22 protein-coding genes and 1 other RNA gene are annotated in these 18,053 nt (G+C 60.5%); 7 read left to right on the top strand and 16 right to left on the bottom strand.

The features are described 5' to 3' along the window. Positions 1–46 precede the first annotated feature (46 nt). The 3 genes from ubiH to ACIPL0_RS02160 form a co-directional block, all read right to left on the bottom strand. On the bottom strand, positions 47–1,234 hold the full coding sequence (gene ubiH, locus ACIPL0_RS02150) for a 2-octaprenyl-6-methoxyphenyl hydroxylase (RefSeq protein WP_400594107.1): 1,188 nt from the start codon (positions 1,232–1,234) through the stop codon (positions 47–49). Further along, the gene (pepP, locus tag ACIPL0_RS02155) at positions 1,231–2,565 is read right to left on the bottom strand and encodes a Xaa-Pro aminopeptidase (RefSeq protein WP_400594104.1); all 1,335 of its coding nucleotides are present in this window, start codon (positions 2,563–2,565) and stop codon (positions 1,231–1,233) included. Before pepP ends, ubiH begins: the two co-directional genes overlap by 4 nt. 80 nt (positions 2,566–2,645) lie before the next feature. Then, positions 2,646–3,197, bottom strand: a complete 552-nt coding sequence (locus tag ACIPL0_RS02160; RefSeq protein WP_400594101.1) for a YecA family protein — start codon at positions 3,195–3,197, stop codon at positions 2,646–2,648. Positions 3,198–3,345: 148 nt separating this feature from the next. Between ACIPL0_RS02160 and ACIPL0_RS02165 the strand changes: the two genes are divergently transcribed. The 4 genes from ACIPL0_RS02165 (at position 3,346) to ACIPL0_RS02180 (ending at position 4,807) form a co-directional block, all read left to right on the top strand. Then, positions 3,346–3,555 (top strand): TIGR02449 family protein, encoded by a 210-nt coding sequence (locus ACIPL0_RS02165; protein ID WP_400594098.1) that lies wholly within the window; start codon positions 3,346–3,348, stop codon positions 3,553–3,555. Continuing rightward, positions 3,552–3,869, top strand: coding sequence for a cell division protein ZapA (locus ACIPL0_RS02170; RefSeq protein ID WP_400594095.1), 318 nt, complete (start codon positions 3,552–3,554; stop codon positions 3,867–3,869). The genes ACIPL0_RS02165 and ACIPL0_RS02170 overlap by 4 nt, the downstream gene beginning before the upstream one ends. Positions 3,870–3,900: 31 nt before the next feature. After that, positions 3,901–4,079: non-coding RNA, 6S RNA (ssrS, locus tag ACIPL0_RS02175), on the top strand. A 101-nt stretch (positions 4,080–4,180) separates the two neighbouring features. Continuing rightward, positions 4,181–4,807 (top strand): 5-formyltetrahydrofolate cyclo-ligase, encoded by a 627-nt coding sequence (locus ACIPL0_RS02180; RefSeq protein ID WP_400594092.1) that lies wholly within the window; start codon positions 4,181–4,183, stop codon positions 4,805–4,807. Positions 4,808–4,946: 139 nt separating this feature from the next. Here ACIPL0_RS02180 and ACIPL0_RS02185 read toward each other — a convergent pair whose 3' ends face one another. Further along, entirely contained in the window at positions 4,947–5,096 is a 150-nt protein-coding gene (locus tag ACIPL0_RS02185) for a hypothetical protein (RefSeq protein ID WP_400594090.1), read from the bottom strand. A gap of 195 nt (positions 5,097–5,291) precedes the next feature. Here ACIPL0_RS02185 and ACIPL0_RS02190 point away from each other — a divergent pair, with 195 nt between their 5' ends. Then, positions 5,292–5,741 carry an EVE domain-containing protein gene (locus tag ACIPL0_RS02190; RefSeq protein WP_400594087.1) on the top strand — a complete coding sequence of 150 codons (450 nt, stop codon included), beginning with the start codon at positions 5,292–5,294 and terminating at the stop codon, positions 5,739–5,741. A 158-nt stretch (positions 5,742–5,899) separates the two neighbouring features. Here ACIPL0_RS02190 and ACIPL0_RS02195 read toward each other — a convergent pair whose 3' ends face one another. Next, positions 5,900–6,313: a flagellar basal body-associated protein FliL gene (locus tag ACIPL0_RS02195; protein ID WP_400594085.1), complete on the bottom strand. Its 414-nt coding sequence runs from the start codon at positions 6,311–6,313 to the stop codon at positions 5,900–5,902. 135 nt (positions 6,314–6,448) lie between these two features. Here ACIPL0_RS02195 and ACIPL0_RS02200 point away from each other — a divergent pair, with 135 nt between their 5' ends. Then, positions 6,449–7,426, top strand: a complete 978-nt coding sequence (locus ACIPL0_RS02200; protein WP_400594082.1) for an NADPH:quinone oxidoreductase family protein — start codon at positions 6,449–6,451, stop codon at positions 7,424–7,426. A 24-nt stretch (positions 7,427–7,450) separates the two neighbouring features. Here the strand turns inward: ACIPL0_RS02200 and ACIPL0_RS02205 are convergent, their stop codons facing one another. The 4 genes from ACIPL0_RS02205 to ACIPL0_RS02220 all read right to left on the bottom strand — a co-directional run bounded on the left by ACIPL0_RS02205 (position 7,451) and on the right by ACIPL0_RS02220 (position 9,213). After that, positions 7,451–7,783 (bottom strand): TonB family protein, encoded by a 333-nt coding sequence (locus tag ACIPL0_RS02205; RefSeq protein ID WP_400594079.1) that lies wholly within the window; start codon positions 7,781–7,783, stop codon positions 7,451–7,453. A gap of 223 nt (positions 7,784–8,006) precedes the next feature. Further along, positions 8,007–8,276 carry a type II toxin-antitoxin system RelE/ParE family toxin gene (locus tag ACIPL0_RS02210; protein ID WP_400594076.1) on the bottom strand — a complete coding sequence of 90 codons (270 nt, stop codon included), beginning with the start codon at positions 8,274–8,276 and terminating at the stop codon, positions 8,007–8,009. Continuing rightward, positions 8,266–8,439 carry an antitoxin gene (locus tag ACIPL0_RS02215; RefSeq protein ID WP_400595163.1) on the bottom strand — a complete coding sequence of 58 codons (174 nt, stop codon included), beginning with the start codon at positions 8,437–8,439 and terminating at the stop codon, positions 8,266–8,268. Before ACIPL0_RS02215 ends, ACIPL0_RS02210 begins: the two co-directional genes overlap by 11 nt. Before the next feature lie 99 nt (positions 8,440–8,538). Next, positions 8,539–9,213, bottom strand: a complete 675-nt coding sequence (locus ACIPL0_RS02220; RefSeq protein ID WP_400594073.1) for a gamma-glutamylcyclotransferase — start codon at positions 9,211–9,213, stop codon at positions 8,539–8,541. 348 nt (positions 9,214–9,561) lie between these two features. On the opposite strand from ACIPL0_RS02220, the gene ACIPL0_RS02225 reads away from it, so the two are divergent. Beyond that, on the top strand, positions 9,562–10,038 hold the full coding sequence (locus ACIPL0_RS02225) for a sn-glycerol-3-phosphate transporter (RefSeq protein ID WP_400594070.1): 477 nt from the start codon (positions 9,562–9,564) through the stop codon (positions 10,036–10,038). 7 nt (positions 10,039–10,045) lie between these two features. Here ACIPL0_RS02225 and ACIPL0_RS02230 read toward each other — a convergent pair whose 3' ends face one another. The 7 genes from ACIPL0_RS02230 to ACIPL0_RS02260 all read right to left on the bottom strand — a co-directional run bounded on the left by ACIPL0_RS02230 (position 10,046) and on the right by ACIPL0_RS02260 (position 17,955). Next, on the bottom strand, positions 10,046–11,014 hold the full coding sequence (locus tag ACIPL0_RS02230) for a CDP-6-deoxy-delta-3,4-glucoseen reductase (protein WP_400594067.1): 969 nt from the start codon (positions 11,012–11,014) through the stop codon (positions 10,046–10,048). Beyond that, the gene (gene ubiD, locus ACIPL0_RS02235; RefSeq protein WP_400594064.1) at positions 11,014–12,480 is read right to left on the bottom strand and encodes a 4-hydroxy-3-polyprenylbenzoate decarboxylase; all 1,467 of its coding nucleotides are present in this window, start codon (positions 12,478–12,480) and stop codon (positions 11,014–11,016) included. Before ubiD ends, ACIPL0_RS02230 begins: the two co-directional genes overlap by 1 nt. A gap of 73 nt (positions 12,481–12,553) precedes the next feature. Next, complete coding sequence (locus tag ACIPL0_RS02240; RefSeq protein WP_400594062.1) at positions 12,554–14,518, bottom strand: acyltransferase family protein; 1,965 nt, start codon at positions 14,516–14,518, stop codon at positions 12,554–12,556. Between the two features lie 93 nt (positions 14,519–14,611). Next, positions 14,612–15,871, bottom strand: coding sequence for a transcription termination factor Rho (gene rho / locus ACIPL0_RS02245; protein ID WP_027979976.1), 1,260 nt, complete (start codon positions 15,869–15,871; stop codon positions 14,612–14,614). 228 nt (positions 15,872–16,099) lie between these two features. Next, on the bottom strand, positions 16,100–16,429 hold the full coding sequence (trxA, locus tag ACIPL0_RS02250) for a thioredoxin TrxA (protein ID WP_400594059.1): 330 nt from the start codon (positions 16,427–16,429) through the stop codon (positions 16,100–16,102). Between the two features lie 371 nt (positions 16,430–16,800). Further along, on the bottom strand, positions 16,801–17,133 hold the full coding sequence (locus ACIPL0_RS02255; protein ID WP_400594056.1) for a thioredoxin family protein: 333 nt from the start codon (positions 17,131–17,133) through the stop codon (positions 16,801–16,803). A 117-nt stretch (positions 17,134–17,250) separates the two neighbouring features. Beyond that, positions 17,251–17,955: a FadR/GntR family transcriptional regulator gene (locus ACIPL0_RS02260; RefSeq protein WP_400594053.1), complete on the bottom strand. Its 705-nt coding sequence runs from the start codon at positions 17,953–17,955 to the stop codon at positions 17,251–17,253. Between the last annotated feature and the right edge of the window lie 98 nt (positions 17,956–18,053).

Here is an 18,053-nt window from a genome sequence, read left to right on the forward strand (position 1 = left end):
TTAAATCGTTCTCGCGTGTGGCCGCGAACGGCCATGAAAAGAAAATTCAGACATCCGCCCGCGTCCCCAGCCCCATGGCCTGACGGGCGAACCAGCGCTTGGCCGACGGCAGCAGATCCAGACCGAGCAGACCCAGATTGCGCCCTGCCGTGATCACCGGCTGTTGGCTGCCAAACAGGCGAGTGACCTGATCGGAAAAGCCCACGGTCAGTTGCTGATCCAGCCGCTGGCGTTCGCGATAGGCCTGCAGGGTTGCCAGATCGCCCGGCGTGGCGTCGCTGGCGAGCAAGGCTTCAGCCAAGGACGCCGCATCGCGCAGCGACAGGTTGAAGCCCTGTCCGGCAATCGGATGCAGGCTGTGCGCGGCGTTGCCCAATACCACCAGATGCGAGCGCACCTGCTCTTCGGCTTCGATCAACGACAGCGGATAGGTGTGGCGCACCCCCACCTGTTTCAACGCGCCCAGGCGATAACCGAAAACGTCCTGCAGCTCCCGCAGGAAGCTGCGGTCGTCCAGCGCCAGCAGCCGCTGCACCTCGTCGCCGGTGCGAGTCCAGACCAACGCACAGCGATTTTCCGGCAGCGGCAGCAACGCCATCGGGCCGTCATCGGTGAAGCGCTCGAACGCCTGCCCGCAATGGGCTTCCCCGGGGGTGATGTTGGCGATCAGCGCGCTCTGGTCATAGGGCGTGCTGCGTACGCCGATGCCCAGTTGCTCGCGCAGGTTAGAACGACCACCGTCGGCCAGGACCGCGAGATCGCACTCGATCTGGGTTTCGTCGCTCAACGTCAGGCGATACCCGTCGGACAGCGCCTGCATGTGTTTCACTTCCGCCGGCACGCGCCAGGTCACCACCTCCTTGTCCAGCCCCTGCCACAGGCACTGGCCGAGCCAGGCGTTTTCCGCCACGTAACCCAATGCCGGCACGCCCTCTTCCATCGCAGACAGGCGGGTAGCGCCGAAGCGGCCCTTGTCCGAGACCTGAATCTGCAGGATCGGCTCGGCGCGGCGGCTGATCTGTTGCCACAGCCCCAGGCGCTCGTAAATCTGCCGCGCGCCGAAGGACAGCGCCGACGAGCGAGCGTCGTAACTCGGCTGCCAGGTATCACCGGGGGCGAACGGCTCGATCATCACGATCTTCCAGCCGCGCTCCTTGGCGCCGGCCTGCAAGGCCAGCGCGAGGCTGGCGCCCACCAGACCACCGCCGACGATTGCCAGATGAAAGCGGCTCATGCGGCTTCGGTCCGGGCAGCGGCCATCAACGCCTCGATCTCGGCGACTGACTTGGGCACGCCGCCGGTGAGGATTTCACAGCCTTTTTTGGTCACCACGACATCGTCCTCGATTCGCACGCCAATTCCGCGCCATTTCTTGGCGACGTTCTGGTTGTCCGGCGCCACGTAAATGCCCGGTTCAACGGTCAGCGCCATGCCGACTTCCAGCACACGCCATTCACCACCGACGCGATATTCGCCAACATCATGCACGTCCATGCCCAGCCAGTGCCCGGCACGGTGCATGTAGAAGGCTTTGTACGCTTCGCTCTCGATCAGCTCCGCCACGTCGCCCTGCAACAGGCCCAGTTCCACCAGCCCGGTGGTGATCACCTGCACCGTGGCTTCGTGCGCCTGGTTCCAGTGATTGCCCGGCTTGATCGCGGCGAATGCGGCTTCCTGCGACTTGAGCACCAGTTCGTAGATCGCCTTTTGCTCGGGAGAAAACCTGCCGCTGACCGGGAAGGTGCGGGTGATGTCGCTGGCGTAGCAATCGATCTCACAACCGGCGTCGATCAGCACCAGATCACCGTCCTTGAGCGGCGCATCGTTCTCCTGATAGTGCAGGATGCAAGCGTTGCGGCCCGCCGCGACGATGGAGCCATAGGCGGGCATCTTCGCCCCGCCCTTGCGGAATTCGTAATCCAGCTCGGCTTCGAGGCTGAATTCATGCAAGCCGGCGCGGCTGGCCTGCATGGCCCGCACATGGGCGCGCGCGGAGATCTGCGCGGCTTCGCGCATGACCTTCACTTCCGCCGCCGATTTATACAGGCGCATGTCGTGGAGCAGATGATCCAGCGCGACGAATTCCTTCGGCGGCTGCGCGCCCAGGTGCGCCTTGGAGCGGATGACGTTGATCCACTCCATCACGTGGCGGTCGAATTCCGGGTTGCTGCCCATGGACGAATACACCCGGTCACGGCCTTCAATAAGGCCCGGCAGGATGTCGTCGATGTCGGTGATGGGAAACGCATCGTCAGCGCCAAAATCGCGGATCGCACCGTCCTGACCGGCGCGCAGGCCGTCCCACAGCTCTCGCTCGGGATTGCGTTCGCGGCAGAACAGCACGTACTCGCCGTACTCACGGCCAGGGATCAGCACGATCACCGCCTCAGGCTCGGGGAAGCCGCTCAGGTACTGAAAATCGCTGTCCTGACGATACACATGCTCGACATCACGATTGCGGATGGCCACGGCCGCCGCTGGCAGAATGGCGATGCTGTTGGGCTCCATCTGCTCCATCAGGGCTTTGCGGCGACGGGCGTATTCGGCTTTCGGGATACGGATCATGGGCAGGTACGGTCCTCGGGATGAACGCTGCGGCCATCGTCACTTTTGCTGCGACGATGGCCGGATTGCAGCGACGGCAATCAGTGCAGGGACGGTTTCGCTTCCGGTGCCGCTTTCTTGTTGAACTCGGTGAACAGCAGCAGTGGCGCGACGCGCAGGTATTCCATGACTTCCATATAGTCGTTTTCTGCGTCTTCCGACTCTTCCAGCGCGTCCTGAATCTGCGCGATGGCGGCAAGATCCTGCAGCACGTCCTTGGCATCGTCGCTCATCGGCTGACCACCGACGCGGGCAAAACCATGGAGGAAGCCCTGGCACCACTGGCCCAGCGCGGTCGCGCGTGCAGCCAGCGGCTCATCGTCGCCGGGCAGCAGCAATACGACCGCCATGTCATCGCTGGTCAGTTCGCTTTTGACCATTTCCTGCAGGCCGATCAAGGCCTGACGGACATTGGACTCGGGCTCGGTCTGCAGCAGTTCCTGCGCGTCGTCGAACCAGCCCTCGGCTTCAAAACCTGCGCCTGCGCAACTGCGACCCAGCAACAGGCCGTGCAATTCGGCAGGAGAAACAGGATGGCCCGCGCTATTGAGCAGGGTGGCGAAGGCGTTGTACGGAGAATTTTGAGTAGGCATGGGCAACTAGGCGCCAGGCGGCGCAATGTCTAGAATGTGGCCTTGTATCGTAGCACCGGCAGACGCGCCCAAGCTATCAGGCGATATCCAAGGCGGGTCCGGACGCCAGCTCCTGCACCACTCATCAGAAAATAATCAGTGGAAAACAATGGAAGACACCGACCTGCAAGCGCTGATGGCTCGACTGGAGTTATTGATCAATCGCGTCGAGCAACTTAAAAGTCAAAACGGACTCTTATTAGCTCAGGAAAAAACCTGGCGCGAGGAACGCGCCCATCTCATCGAAAAGAATGAAATCGCCCGGCAAAAGGTCGAGTCGATGATTTCGCGCCTCAAGGCCCTGGAGCAAGACTCATGAGTAATGGCAATAGCGTCACCGTGCAGATCCTCGACAAAGAGTATTCGATCATCTGCCCTCAGGAAGAGCGCACCAATCTGGTCAGCGCCGCCCGCTATCTGGACGGCAAGATGCGCGAGATCCGCAGCAGCGGCAAAGTGATTGGCGCCGACCGCATTGCGGTGATGGCCGCGCTGAACATTACCCACGATCTACTGCACAAACAGGAGCTTCCGGAAGCCAACGCTACAGGCGCCACCCGCGAACAGGTGCGTGACCTGCTCGAACGCGTGGATCTGGCCCTTGCCACGGATTCGGATAAAGCACAAGGCTGATTGTTCGGACATGTTTCGTTATACTGGCCGCCGCTCCCTGGAGTGCTTGCCAGTCGGTCATGTCCCTGAGCCGATACGCACAACCACGGGGGTTGCACGTTGGGGTTGGTGTGCATGTCCGCTCGACGGAAAGCCTTAAAGCCTCCTGCAATCTCCACCTTGAACTTTCGGGTTCAAGGGCTACACCGACAGCGGTTCGTCGGGGAGTCTCGAATGTTTTACCCATGGCCAGGCGTTCTGTCTGGCGGTGGGGATCGTGAATCTTGTCGACTCACACGATCAACCTCTGCCCTTTTCACGGACCCGCCTGCATGACCTCTTCTGGCGCCGCTTCCCTGAACGCTTCCACCTCTCTCACCCGTCCGCAATTGCGTCGTCTGCTGCGCAAGGCTCGCCGAGCGCTGAATCGCGCCGAACAGCGACAGGCGGCAGAGGGTTTGTACCGCCAGCTGGCGCAAAACCCGCTGTTTCGTCGCGCCCGCCACGTTTCTCTGTACCTTCCGATGGACGGTGAAATCGATCCGCGCCTGCTGCTGCGCGAGGCTCAGAAACGCGGCAAGGCCACCTATCTCCCGATCCTGAGCGCCTGGCCACGAACGAAAATGGTGTTTCAGAGGGTGCGCCCTGGCGAGAAATTCCGCCCCAATCGGTTTCGCATTCCCGAGCCGACCATCAACCCACGCAAACAACGCAAGATCTGGGCACTGGACCTGATTCTGATGCCGCTGGTGGGGTTCGACGATCAAGGCGGCCGGCTAGGCATGGGCGGCGGGTTCTATGACCGCAGCCTGGCTTATCAGGCGCGACGCAAAGCCTGGCAGAAACCGCTGTTACTCGGTCTGGCTCACGAATGTCAGAAGGTGGAGAAGCTGGCGGTGGCCAGTTGGGATGTGCCGTTACAGGGGACGGTGTCGGACAGAAGCTGGTATATGGCGTGAAAACGAACCCATTGCGGGAGCGAATTCATGCGCGACGTGTTCCAGGCAAAATTGCTGTATCGACCGGACTGCCCTCTCGCGAATAAATTCGCTCCCACAGGTCAGTCATCCATCAATTGCCAGAATGACTAAAAGGAAATCAGCGACGGAAAGGTTGCGGCTGTTGTTGAGTGATCTCAACCGGGGCATCAGCCTTGGCAGCCCACAGACTTTGCGCATAACCGGTGGTGACAATACCCAAGCCGAACAAAATGACCAGAATCCACAGCAAATCCGGCTTGCGTTGCATCGATTGTCCCCCTTTGGTGAGCCTTGTCCGAACGCCCGCAGCCTCTTTTTGACGGGCTGCGTAGCGGTGTAGCGCTTGAAGTGGCGGCATTCTCCAATAACGTGATCCAACACGCAAATACTGGCGTCAACCGACTGTCGGTTTGTCATGAAAGCGTCGGACAACCTGCCCAGACCCTATCGAGGAGCCCAAAAAATGGCCTATTGGCTGATGAAATCCGAGCCTGACGAACTGTCCATCAGCGGGCTGCAAAAACTCGGCCACGCTCGGTGGGACGGCGTGCGCAACTACCAGGCACGCAACTTTCTGCGAGCGATGGCAGAGGGCGACGAGTTCTTCTTTTATCACTCCAGCTGCCCGGAGCCGGGGATTGCCGGCGTCGGCAAAATCATCCGGACGGCCTATCCCGACCCCACCGCGCTTGACAACAAAAGTCACTATTTCGATGCCAAGGCCAGCGAAGAAAAGAATCCGTGGACGGCGATCGATGTCGCCTTCGTGGACATTTTCCCCAAAGTGCTCGGTCTGGGTTACCTCAAGCAACAGGCCGCGCTGGAACAATTGCCACTGGTACAGAAAGGCACCCGGCTTTCGGTGATGCCGGTCACGCCGGAACAGTGGGCAGCGGTGCTGGCGTTGCGTTGATTAGCCGCAACGCTTCGCAATATTCCTGTGGGAGGGAGCCCTGTTCGCGAAGGCGTCAGGTCAGTCGATGCCATATCGCCTGATTCACCGCTTTCGCGAGCAGGGCTCCCTCCCACAACGCTCATCGGCCGCGACAGATGCGCACGGCCAACCATCGATCACTGCGCAATAAAGTTATTGAACAGCAGATCATCCACCACTGGCTTGCCGGTTTCCTGGCTCAGCACCTGTTGGGTCTGCTTCAACGCTTCCTGGCGCAACTTTTCCTTGGACTCGACGCTGCTCATGCTCTCGATGGTCTGCTGGGTAAACAGCGCCACCAACTGATTACGGATCAGCGGCTCGTTCGCCTTGACCAGTTTCTGCGCCTCGGCACCCGTCACGCGCAGCGCCACGTCAGCCTTGTAGACGTGCAGCCGCGGTCCGCCATCCAGTGCGTAGTTGCCCACGAACGGCGGGGTCAGCGCTACGTAAGCCACCTTGTTCGGGTCCTCTTTCTCTCCGCCACCCTCTTCGGCCATTGCCACTACCGGCATCGACAACGCCAACAACATCAGAATCCACGCTTTCACAGTCCACTCCTCAATCCGTTTTGCGCCATAGCCTACTTCAGCTTATGCACACCTATCAGGCCGGGGCATGCTGATTGACCCGAAAACCTCTCTACCTGTACTTATCGGCCATCACTGGAAAAGGAATAGTCCCCGATGAAAGCCGTGCTCTGCAAAGCCTTCGGTCCCGCCGAAACCCTGGTGCTGGAAGAGGTTGCCGACCCGCAGCCGAAGAAGAACGAGATCCTGCTCGACGTGCACGCCGCCGGGGTCAACTTCCCTGACACGCTGATCATCGAAGGCAAGTACCAATTCAAGCCGCCCTTTCCGTTTTCGCCAGGCGGCGAGGCGTCGGGCGTGGTCAGCGCCGTCGGGGAAAACATCAAGCACCTCAAACCCGGCGACCGGGTCATGGCCCTGACCGGCTGGGGCAGCTTTGCCGAGCGCATCGCCGTGGCCGGCTACAACGTCCTGCCGATTCCCGAAGCGATGGACTTCACCACCGCCGCCGCCTTCAGCATGACCTACGGCACCTCGATGCACGCGCTCAAACAGCGCGCCAACCTGCAACCCGGTGAAACCCTGCTGGTCCTCGGCGCCTCCGGCGGCGTCGGCCTGGCCGCCGTGGAAATCGGAAAAGCCATGGGCGCGCGCGTCATCGCCGCCGCCAGCAGCGCCGACAAACTCGCCGTGGCCAGAAACGCAGGTGCCGACGAGCTGATCAACTACAGCGAAAGCAGCCTCAAGGACGAACTCAAACGCCTGACCAACGGCAATGGCGTCGGCGTCATCTACGACCCGGTCGGCGGCGATCTTTTCGACCAGGCCGTCCGTGGCCTGGCCTGGAACGGCCGTCTGCTGGTGGTCGGCTTCGCCAGCGGTCGCATCCCCGAACTGCCGGTCAACCTCGCTCTGCTCAAGGGGGCTTCCGTGATCGGCGTGTTCTGGGGCTCTTTCGCCCAGCGCCAGCCGCAAGACAATGCAGCCAACTTCCAGCAACTGTTCAAATGGTTCAGCGAAGGAAAACTGAAACCACTGGTGTCGAAAGTTTATCCGTTGGAGCAGGCGGGCGAAGCGATTGACTCGCTGGGCCAGCGCAAGGCCGTGGGCAAGGTTGTGGTAGGCGTAAAGTAAGGACGTGCGCCCGGGACTCTGTCATCACGAGTCCCGCCGTTCCCAGGAAATCAGCATTCGCAACCCTTGCTCACGCAGCGCCTGATCGAACACGAACAACACCGTCTCGCGGATCTCGGCCGGCATTCTCTCGGTCACGCGCCAGGGTTTGAAACGCCACTGTCTGACTGCCGAGCGCGCAATATCGGCCACCAGCGGGTCCGTGCTTTCGATGATCCGGATGGCGTGAACGGAGCCGTCATGGTGAATGTCGTAGTCGACACGCACGCTGGCGAGCAAGCGGTCCTTGAGCAGCGTGGACGGGTAGTCCGGCGTCACGTACCGCTCGAACAGCGGGTGATCCGCTTCGGCCCCCACTGCGCCCGCCAGCGCCAACGCACAAAACCCCAAAAAAATTGACCACTTCCTTACCGACTTCATCCTGACCTCGTCCCTGAATGCCTTTTGGCAGATGGCGACGATGGTAGGAGTCAGTTCCCGGCAGCCGTAAGCCCATCATTTCCTATGGAGACGTAGGATCTATCCCAAACTCAAAACATGCTCTTACACATTTACATCATTCCCACCGGGGCACTGTGAATCAGGGATACTCTTGGCGAGCGTGGAGCACGTTGACGACTTCGATGCGATCAGTGACGCGATAGACAACGACATAGTTAGGGTGGACAACAACCTCACGAGTCGAAGAGACGCGTCCCGATCGATAGAGATAGGGGTGCTCGACAAGCAACGAGATCAGCTTTTGAATTTCAGCATGCAGAGCATCGGCGGTTTGCGGATTGCGCTCATCCAGATACTCCAGTATTTCCCACAGATCATTACGAGCCTCCGGGCGCCACTCAACGATCATTCAGGCGTTTTTCCCGCCGGGCAGCGAGTCGGGCACTCATTTCAGCCATAACTTGATCATGGGAGACATTCGGTTGCGGGTCGTCCAGAGAGGCCTTTACCTTACCCCTGAACCATTTGTCATACCGCGCAGCGTGCTCTTCGGATTCTATTTCCGACGCCATCGGGGAAGTTCGGGCACTCACAGCAATGCTCCTGTCATCGATTGAGCCGAGTTTAGCGCGTCCTGGCAGCAGGCCGACGACACATATGTCTAGCAGTGCTCAAACCGCCAACATCACCGGCCGGCAACGCTTCAGACGCTCTTCCAGGCTCAGGTCCGGCATCGAGTGGCTGCGCAATGCATTCAGGGTCTGTTCGACGTATTCTTGCGTCGTTCCGTAGCGGCCGCTGGCATTGGCCAGGACCTGAGTCAGCACGCTGTCGGGCAGGTTGCCGGCGTAGCTGGGCAGGTGGCGTTCGAGGACGAAGCCGAGCGCCTGTACCTTGCTGCCATCGTCCAGCCGGGCACTGAGCCAGTGCGGGCGGTAGGACGGGTAAGGCATTTCCCTCTGCCACAGCGCCAGCAGCGATTCTTCGATGTTTTCTTCGGGCAGCCGATAGGCGAAGCCGCTGCAGGAACCACCACGGTCAAGGCCGAATACCAGCCCGGGACGCTCAGGCGTACCACGATGTTCGTGGGACCACAGATACAAGCCGCGATGATAGCCGTGCACCCGCGCACGCCGACGCTCCGCCGAAGAGCACTCCGGACGCCAGATCAGTGACCCATAGGCAAACAGCCAGACAGGCCCGCCCTGATGGCGGCTCATGGTGGCATGCATGGAGGCGAGGAGTTGGTCGTGGGTCAGTTTCGGACCGAGGTCGATAACAGGCGGGTAGGCAAGGCCGAGACCATCATGTACGGCCTCTGCCAAGCTGTTGATTTGATTCGCCATCTGGCTTCCTTCTGACCCTGCAGAGTCAGTGTAGCGCTGAATACAGGTGAAACCGGTCGCGTACGGCAGGCATTCCACATCACGACCCTGTGCCTATCAGACTCAAACCTGACGCAATCCGTCACGCCAGAAAAGCGGATATGTACGGATCTTCGATGCAATTCGCACTCCATCCTGCGAGAAGTCCGACAAAACGCGGCTTGCGCGGGCGATGACCATCTGTCGATTAGACTAATAGGACGTTTCCTACAAAAACCACAGAACTATCATCTTATTAAGGGAAGGCTGCTTACGTATAAGTCCGCTCGTTCGCGCCTGGTGCGTGCTGATATCCGAAAGGGATTCCGAGTGAATACGTTCAAGACAGCTTTGGCGCTCTTGCTATCGAGTGGCGCATGGGCCGGTCAAGCAGTTGCAGACCCCGATGAGCAAGGTTTCTGGCAAATACAGACAAGCGTTTATACCCGCCACTTCTCTCCCTCCTCCGAACACAACAATCAGCAAAACCTGATCGGCCTGGAGCGCAACGAGGCATCGGGGTGGCTGTACGGCGCGGCGACCTTTCGCAACTCGTTCTACCAGAGGTCGTTTTATGCCTATGCCGGCAAGCGCTTCGAGAGCGCAGACCATCCCTTCTACGCCAAGCTCACCGGCGGTCTGCTGTATGGCTACAAAGGGAAGTACCGCGACAAGATTCCACTCAATCGCTTCGGCATCGCGCCGGCGCTGATTCCCGGCGTCGGCGTTCACCTGGGACCGGTGACCGCCGAACTGGTGTTGCTGGGCATGTCCGCCGGGATGATCAACGTCGGGCTGAGATTTTAGCGCAGGCTCAGTTGCGTGGCGCGTAGGCGAACACGTCGGCGCGCATCTGGTGCGCATCCATACCCGCGACGACCAGCGCGTCCAGTGTCGAATAGACCATTGCCGGCGAACCGCTGGCGTAGACCTGCAGTGCCTTGAGATCGCTGAAATCCTCGCAGACCGCCTCGTGCAGCATGCCGCAGCGCCCTTCCCAACCGCACGCATCGCTGACGATCTTGTGCAGGAACAGGTTCGGCAGCGTCTGCCATTCATCCCAGTGACGCAGCTCGTAGAAGTCTTCGGGACGACGCACGCCCCAGTACACATGCACCGGATACGGGAAGCCCTTGGCCCGGCAATGCTCGATGAGGCTATGCATCTGCCCCATGCCGGTGCCAGCGGCGATCAGCACCAGCGGCCCATCGGGTATTTCGCCAAGATGGGTGTCGCCAAATGGCAATTCGATCCGGGCGGTGCCGTCGCGCTGCAGTTGCTTGATCAGATTTTGCGCACTGGCTTCGCGGGCCAGAATGTGGATCTCCAGGTCGCGACCGTCTTCCGGCGCCGAGGCCATGGAGAACGCCGATTTTTCGCCATCGTCGCGAGCAATCATCATGTACTGGCCGGCGTGGTAACGCGGCGGCTTGCCGGCCGGCGCACGCAATCTGACTCGCCAGACATCGCCGCCAGCGTCCACGCATTCGGTCACCTGGCAGCCGAACTTGCGTACCGGCAGCTCGCCCAAGGGCAGCACGCTGTCCCAGAGCACCACGCAGTCTTCCTGAGGAACGGCGATGCAGGTGTAGATTTCGCCATGACCGTGCAGCTCACCGGCCTGCATCACGCTGCCTTCCACCAGCAGCGCCGAACAGATGTGGCAATTGCCGTTGCGACAGCTCTGTGGGCATTCGTAGCCCAGGCGTTGGGCGGCGTCGAGAATCCGCTCGCCGGGCAATGTCTCGAGTACTGCGCCCGACGGCTGCAAGGTTACGCGCATCAATCTATTCCCAGCTGGTTCCAGAGTTCGTCGATCCGGCGGGTCACGGCGTCGTCCTTGACGATGGCGCGTCCCCATTCACGGGTGGTTTCGCCCGGCCATTTATGGGTGGCATCGAGCCCCATCTTCGAGCCCAGACCGGACACCGGCGAGGCGAAGTCGAGGTAGTCGATGGGTGTGTTGTCGATCATCACCGTGTCGCGCTTGGGGTCCATGCGCGTGGTGATCGCCCAGATGACATCGTTCCAGTCGCGGGCGTTGATATCGTCGTCGGTGACGATAACGAACTTGGTGTACATGAACTGTCGCAAAAACGACCAGACACCCAACATCACGCGCTTGGCGTGGCCGGGGTACTGCTTCTTCATGGTCACCACCGCCATGCGATACGAGCAGCCTTCCGGCGGCAGGTAGAAGTCGGTGATTTCCGGGAACTGCTTCTGCAGGATCGGCACGAACACTTCGTTCAGCGCCACGCCGAGAATCGCCGGCTCATCCGGCGGACGGCCGGTGTAGGTACTGTGGTAGATCGGCTTGATGCGGTGCGTGATGCGCTCGACGGTGAACACCGGGAAGCGGTCGACTTCGTTGTAGTAACCGGTGTGGTCGCCGTAGGGCCCTTCATCGGCCATTTCGCCGGGATGAATCACGCCTTCCAGCACGATCTCGGCGCTCGATGGCACTTGCAGATCATTGCCACGGCATTTGATCAGTTCGGTGCGGTTGCCACGCAGCAGGCCTGCGAAGGCGTATTCGGACAGGCTGTCCGGCACCGGAGTGACCGCCCCGAGAATGGTCGCAGGGTCGGCGCCCAGGGCAACGGACACCGGGAATGGCTGGCCAGGGTGCTTGTCGCACCATTCCTTGAAATCCAGCGCACCGCCGCGGTGGCTGAGCCAGCGCATGATGACCTTGTTGCGGCCGATGACCTGCTGGCGATAGATGCCGAGGTTCTGCCGTTCCTTGTTCGGGCCTTTGGTGACGGTCAGGCCCCAGGTGATCAGCGGGCCGACGTCGCCGGGCCAGCAGGTCTGCACCGGCAGCATGCCGAGGTCGACGTCGTCGCCTTCGATCACCACTTCCTGGCACGGCGCATCCTTGACCACTTTCGGCGCCATGGCGATGACTTTCTTGAAAATCGGCAGCTTCGACCAGGCATCTTTCAGCCCCTTCGGCGGCTCTGGCTCCTTGAGGAAGGCCAGCAGCTTGCCGATTTCCCGCAGTTCGTCGGTGGACTCGGCGCCCATGCCCATCGCCACGCGCTCCGGCGTGCCGAACAGGTTGCCGAGCACCGGAATGTCGAAGCCGGTCGGGTTCTCGAACAGCAAGGCCGGGCCCTTGTTGCGCAGGGTCCGGTCGCAGACTTCGGTCATTTCCAGCACAGGGGAAATGGGAACCTGGATGCGTTTCAACTCTCCGCGCTGCTCAAGCTGCTGCACGAAATCCCGTAGATCCTTGAATTTCATTAACCCGGCCACTTAACAAATAGATGCACATCCTACCTGCTCTGGCGGCCGACAGCAGCTATCGCACGTGCGATCAACCGCCCTGAGCGGCGTTTTCGCCGAGGAAAACCGGCGCCAGCAGCGGCTTCATGCGTTCGCCGCCCTTATCCGACAGGTGATTTTCATCCATGTACTGCGAATAACCGTCGAATTCGGCGCGGCAGATTCCGGCCGGACACAGCAGGCCCGCCGGGTCGATCACCCGCACCTGCGGGTCCTGCGCGCTCAAGCGGTCGAACAGGGTGGCGAGAAACTGCTGCCGTGCACGATGCTCGGCCAGCGGTCGGCCAAGTTTTTCGGCAGAGCGCCCGACCATCGCCAGACTGCCCAGCCGCGCCACCGTACCCTGCCGCTGCAGCGGCACTTCCTTGAACAGCCACACCCGCGCGCCCGTCTCGCGCACGGCTGCCACCATGGCGCTCAAGTCCCTCGCCAATTGCTGCTCGGCTACGGGGCGGCTGTCGTTGCGGTAAAGGACGTGCTGCATGTCGCCGTCTTCCTCGCCGTACAGATACAGACTCCAGCGCGCCGCCAGCACCACGTCGCGAATCTTGTGGGTGCGGATGGCTTCCAGCGTGTTGCGATTGAAGTCCTGACATTGCTGGCGGGTTTCGTGCCCGAGAATCGGCAGGCAGCCGGACAGGCTCGCCAGCCACACCGGTATGCCGTAGCGGTCGGCGTCGGACTCGATGGCGGGCAACAATGCCGCAGCGTGACTGTCGCCCCACACCAGCTGTACTGGCGACACGTCTTCACCGCCGCCAAAATGGCAGACCTTGCTCAGGTCCGGACTGTCGCGCTGCAGCAGGCAGTCTTTCTGCCCGCGCTGCCAGTCACGGGCCTCGGCGTATTGCTGCGCCTGGGCTGACAACCGCTCCGGCACACCATCAGCCGTGCGAACCCACTGACCGACCGCTCCGACGACCAGCAACGTCGCCAGCCCCGCCGCCAGCACAGGCTTGCGCCCGGCCAGCAGGCGCTTTTCCCGGAACGGCAACTCCACCAGACGCCAGCTCAGCCATGCCAGCAGCAAAGTCAGAAGCACCCAGCCGGCCGCCTCTTGCGTTTGCATGCCATCCACCGAAACCGCATTGGCGTAGACGAACACCGGCCAGTGCCACAGGTACCACGAATAGGAAATCAGCCCGATCCCGACCAGCAGACGCAAGCTGAGCAGGCGCCCCACCAGCGTTTCGGCATGGCCGTTGGACCAGATCATCGCCGTGGCCCCGAGTACCGGCAGCAGCGCTGCCCAGCCGGGGAACGCGGTGTATTTGTCGAAGCCGAAAATCGCGTACAGCACCGCCAGCAAGCCAGCCAGACTGATGCCCTGATACACCCATGGCGCCAGTTTGCGCTCCGATGCCGGCAGTACCGCCAGCATCGCCCCGCACAGCAGTTCCCAGGCGCGCATCGGCAACAGAAAGAACGCCGCGTCGGGCTGGCGCTTGATCACCCAGACATTCAGCACGAACGACAGCAGCAACAGCCCGCCCAGCACCCAGCGCCACTGCCGCAGGAAGCGGGTCAACAGCACCATCAATAAAGGAAAGAGAATGTAGTACTGCTCTTCGACCGAGAGCGACCAGGTGTGCAGCAGCGGTTTGAAGTCGGACGCCGGGTTGAAGTAGCCGTCCTGACGCATGAACAGGATGTTGGAGATGAACATCGCCTGATAGCGAACGGCGCGACCCAGCTGCGAATAGTCATTGGCCGGCATCAGCAGCCAGCCGACCAGCAGCGTCGCCAGCATCATCACGCTCAGCGCCGGAATGATCCGCCGGGCCCGTCTGGCCCAGAAATCGACGAAGCTGAAGCGCCCGGCCCCGATCTCGCGAAAGATGATCGAGGTGATCAGGTAGCCGGATATCACGAAAAACACATCGACCCCGACGAAGCCGCCGCTGAACACGCCAAACCCGAAGTGGTACAACACCACCGGAATGACGGCCAGCGCCCGTAGCCCATCGATGTCCCGACGATTGCCAAATGTATGCATGACGCTCCTTGTCCCGCTTTTGTAGTCTTCAGGGGCAAAAAAAATGGTGTCCGAAAGGACACCATTTTTCTACAGCCGTTCAGCGCTTGAACATTACTTGCGCTTCATCGACAGGAAGAACTCATCGTTGGTCTTGGTCTGCTTCAGCTTGTCGACCAGGAACTCGATGGCCGCGACTTCATCCATCGGATGCAGCAGCTTGCGCAGAATCCACATGCGCTGCAGCTCGTCGTCGGCGGTCAGCAACTCTTCGCGGCGGGTGCCGGAACGGTTGATGTTGATGGCCGGGAAGACGCGCTTTTCCGCGATCTTGCGGTCCAGTGGCAGTTCCATGTTGCCGGTGCCCTTGAACTCTTCGTAGATCACTTCGTCCATCTTCGAGCCGGTTTCGACCAGCGCGGTGGCGATGATGGTCAGCGAGCCGCCTTCTTCGATGTTACGGGCGGCACCGAAGAAGCGCTTCGGTTTTTCCAGCGCGTGGGCATCGACACCACCGGTCAGCACCTTGCCGGAGCTCGGGATAACGGTGTTGTAGGCTCGAGCCAGACGGGTGATGGAGTCCAGCAGGATGACCACGTCCTTCTTGTGCTCGACCAGGCGCTTGGCCTTCTCGATCACCATTTCGGCGACCTGCACGTGACGGGTCGGTGGCTCGTCGAAGGTGGAGGCGACCACTTCGCCGCGCACGGTGCGCTGCATTTCGGTCACTTCTTCAGGACGTTCATCGATCAGCAGAACGATCAGATGGACTTCAGGGTTGTTGCGGGTGATGTTCGACGCGATGTTCTGCAGCATGATGGTCTTGCCCGCCTTCGGCGGAGCAACGATCAGACCACGCTGGCCTTTACCGATCGGGGCGCACAGGTCGATGACACGACCGGTGAGGTCTTCGGTGGAACCGTTACCGGCTTCCATCTTCATGCGCACGGTCGGGAACAGCGGCGTCAGGTTTTCAAACAGAATCTTGTTCTTCGCGTTTTCTGGACGGTCGAAGTTGATGGTATCGACCTTGAGCAGTGCGAAGTAACGCTCGCCTTCCTTCGGTGGGCGGATCTTGCCGACAATGGTGTCGCCAGTGCGAAGGTTGAAGCGGCGGATCTGGCTTGGCGAGACGTAGATGTCGTCAGGGCCGGCCAGGTAGGAGGCGTCTGCAGAACGCAGGAAGCCGAAGCCATCCTGGAGGATCTCCAGCACGCCATCACCCGAGATTTCCTCGCCGCTTTTCGCGTGCTTTTTCAGCAGAGAGAAAATCACGTCCTGCTTGCGCGAACGGGCCATATTTTCTATGCCCATCTGTTCGGCCATTTCGAGCAGATCGGTAATAGGCTTTTGCTTGAGTTCAGTCAGGTTCATATGGGAATGACGTAATCATGTATGGAGGGGGAAATTAAGCTTCTGGCTTAATGAGGCCGCGCCGCAGAGAAGGCGACAGGATCGCGTAAAAATCGAAAGGAGAGCGTCGGCGACGGCTAGCAGGGGGCAACGGAGAAGCCGTTGCGGGGCCGAATGTACCACTTGATTTTCCGAGCGTCTAGTGTAACGCCAGAAAAAAGCCCCGCTGTTTGCGGGGCTTTTGCGCCATCAGATGTTGGCGTCGAGGAACGCTTGCAGCTGCGACTTGGACAGTGCGCCGACCTTGGTCGCCGCGACTTCGCCGTCCTTGAACAGCATCAGGGTAGGGATACCGCGAACGCCGTGCTTGGCCGGAGTTGCCTGGTTTTCGTCGATGTTCAGCTTGGCAACGGTCAGCTTGCCTTCGTAGGAAGACGCGATGTCGTCCAGAACAGGGGCGATCATTTTGCAAGGGCCACACCACTCAGCCCAGTAATCCACCAGCACAGGGCCGCTAGCCTTCAGGACATCGGCTTCGAAGCTCGCGTCGCTGACGTGTTTGATAAGGTCGCTACTCATGAGAACTCTCCGAGGTCATAGGCAAAAAAACGTGGGTCATCATAACTGTGTCAGCCCGTGACAGGAAGGCACAGGCGATTGTCTCTTGCTATGGAGGTTAGTGACTACGTGTATTGAAGTGACTGCACAATGAACTGCTCGCCACCTCCGCCGCGCTCCCACAGTAGCGGGCTTGGCCGGATCGAGCGTTGTCACCCCGCCGGATCGGACGCTGCGATGCTGGTTGAACCTACGCATTCGCGGGCAAGCCCGCTCCCACAGAGGCGTTGGTCTGATGCGCACGGAGGATTCTCTACCGACATGACTGCCAAGCGCTGAAGGGAGCGAGACGCCGACTTATGCCATGAAGACCTGGCGCCTGAGAGAGGCTTTCATTTGTCGATAGCAGCTTTCAGTTCTTCTTTCTTAACAGCACCAACAAACCTGGCAAACTCCTGCCCACCTTTGAAAACAATCGAGGTCGGGAAGTCGTAGGCCTTGAGATGATTGACAGCATCCGGGTTTTCTTCCGGGTTCAATTCGAAAAACAACATTTTTCCAACGCATTCCGCCTGAAGGGCTTCGACTGCTGGGGCAAGCATTTTAGCCGTCGTACTCCAATCAACTGAGAGGAAGATGAATACTGGCACCCCGGCCTCGATTAGACCTTTCTTGACAGCACCGAAGTAGGCATCCGTTATCACGTTTAATTTAGTGGTGTACATGGGAGACTCCTGTCATCCGTGGTGACTGCCGACCGCCTTCCATGCTCCTTCTGGCAGTACTTTAAGCGTAGCCCCGTCAGCACTCCCCCCATTTCCCGCTGGATCAACGGTCTACATTCACCCCGCCGGCGCCACAAACACGATGCCGGTGCGCAACGCCGCGCCGCGGATGTGTTCCTGCATGGCCTTCTGTGCCGGCCCCGAGGCGTTGCGTGCCAGGGCGCGGAGGATCTTGCGGTGTTCCTGCCAGGTTTCCATGGCGCGTCCGGCACGAATGAAGGGCAGTTTCTGGCTCTCCAGAAAGATGTCGGCACTCGCGGTGATGATGCCGAGAATCGCCTGATTGCCGCTGGCGACCAGAATGCCTCGGTGGAAATCGAAATCCAGCTTCGCCGCGCTGTCGAAATCTCCCGCCTTGAGTTCAAGGCGCATGGCTTCGACGTTGTCTTCCAGCACATCGCGCTCGTCGGCAGTCAGCGTGACCGCCGCCAGCCCCGCCGCAAAGCCTTCCAGCGCATACCGCAACTGAAAGGTTTCCGAGGGCGACGCATGGGATGCGAACGGCCAGGAAAAACCGTTCGTGCGCTGTTGTGGTTCAGGATGGGCCTGGACGAACACGCCTTTGCCCGGCTGCACGCTGACCACGCCCAGGGCGCTCAGCGACGACAGCGCTTCTCTTAATGAAGCGCGGCTGACACCCAGGCGGATCGCCAGATCCCGCTGCGAAGGCAGGCTGTCGCCGGGGCCATAACCCTGCTCGACGATCAGTTTGCGGATCGCCTGAAGGGCGGCTTCGGGTACTGCGATGGGGCTCGGATGCATGACGATTCGGGCGCGCTGATCGTGGAAAAATCCACTTGTATAACCATCGCGACGATTCGGCAAGTCACGCCCAAGCAAGGGGCGCCGGGGCTTTGCGT

Source organism: Pseudomonas sp. NPDC090208 (assembly GCF_044746785.1).
Lineage (GTDB): Bacteria > Pseudomonadota > Gammaproteobacteria > Pseudomonadales > Pseudomonadaceae > Aquipseudomonas.

Excerpts from the sequence above, each read along its gene's own strand:
- ubiH (WP_400594107.1), bottom strand. The coding sequence starts at position 1,234 with ATGAGCCGCTTTCATCTGGCAATCGTCGGCGGTGGTCTGGTGGGCGCC.
- pepP (WP_400594104.1), bottom strand. The coding sequence starts at position 2,565 with ATGATCCGTATCCCGAAAGCCGAATACGCCCGTCGCCGCAAAGCCCTG.
- ACIPL0_RS02160 (WP_400594101.1), bottom strand. The coding sequence starts at position 3,197 with ATGCCTACTCAAAATTCTCCGTACAACGCCTTCGCCACCCTGCTCAAT.
- ACIPL0_RS02165 (WP_400594098.1), top strand. The coding sequence starts at position 3,346 with ATGGAAGACACCGACCTGCAAGCGCTGATGGCTCGACTGGAGTTATTG.
- ACIPL0_RS02170 (WP_400594095.1), top strand. The coding sequence starts at position 3,552 with ATGAGTAATGGCAATAGCGTCACCGTGCAGATCCTCGACAAAGAGTAT.
- ACIPL0_RS02180 (WP_400594092.1), top strand. The coding sequence starts at position 4,181 with ATGACCTCTTCTGGCGCCGCTTCCCTGAACGCTTCCACCTCTCTCACC.
- ACIPL0_RS02185 (WP_400594090.1), bottom strand. The coding sequence starts at position 5,096 with ATGCAACGCAAGCCGGATTTGCTGTGGATTCTGGTCATTTTGTTCGGC.
- ACIPL0_RS02190 (WP_400594087.1), top strand. The coding sequence starts at position 5,292 with ATGGCCTATTGGCTGATGAAATCCGAGCCTGACGAACTGTCCATCAGC.
- ACIPL0_RS02200 (WP_400594082.1), top strand. The coding sequence starts at position 6,449 with ATGAAAGCCGTGCTCTGCAAAGCCTTCGGTCCCGCCGAAACCCTGGTG.
- ACIPL0_RS02210 (WP_400594076.1), bottom strand. The coding sequence starts at position 8,276 with ATGATCGTTGAGTGGCGCCCGGAGGCTCGTAATGATCTGTGGGAAATA.
- ACIPL0_RS02215 (WP_400595163.1), bottom strand. The coding sequence starts at position 8,439 with ATGGCGTCGGAAATAGAATCCGAAGAGCACGCTGCGCGGTATGACAAA.
- ACIPL0_RS02220 (WP_400594073.1), bottom strand. The coding sequence starts at position 9,213 with ATGGCGAATCAAATCAACAGCTTGGCAGAGGCCGTACATGATGGTCTC.
- ACIPL0_RS02230 (WP_400594067.1), bottom strand. The coding sequence starts at position 11,014 with ATGCGCGTAACCTTGCAGCCGTCGGGCGCAGTACTCGAGACATTGCCC.
- ubiD (WP_400594064.1), bottom strand. The coding sequence starts at position 12,480 with ATGAAATTCAAGGATCTACGGGATTTCGTGCAGCAGCTTGAGCAGCGC.
- ACIPL0_RS02240 (WP_400594062.1), bottom strand. The coding sequence starts at position 14,518 with ATGCATACATTTGGCAATCGTCGGGACATCGATGGGCTACGGGCGCTG.
- rho (WP_027979976.1), bottom strand. The coding sequence starts at position 15,871 with ATGAACCTGACTGAACTCAAGCAAAAGCCTATTACCGATCTGCTCGAA.
- trxA (WP_400594059.1), bottom strand. The coding sequence starts at position 16,429 with ATGAGTAGCGACCTTATCAAACACGTCAGCGACGCGAGCTTCGAAGCC.
- ACIPL0_RS02255 (WP_400594056.1), bottom strand. The coding sequence starts at position 17,133 with ATGTACACCACTAAATTAAACGTGATAACGGATGCCTACTTCGGTGCT.
- ACIPL0_RS02260 (WP_400594053.1), bottom strand. The coding sequence starts at position 17,955 with ATGCATCCGAGCCCCATCGCAGTACCCGAAGCCGCCCTTCAGGCGATC.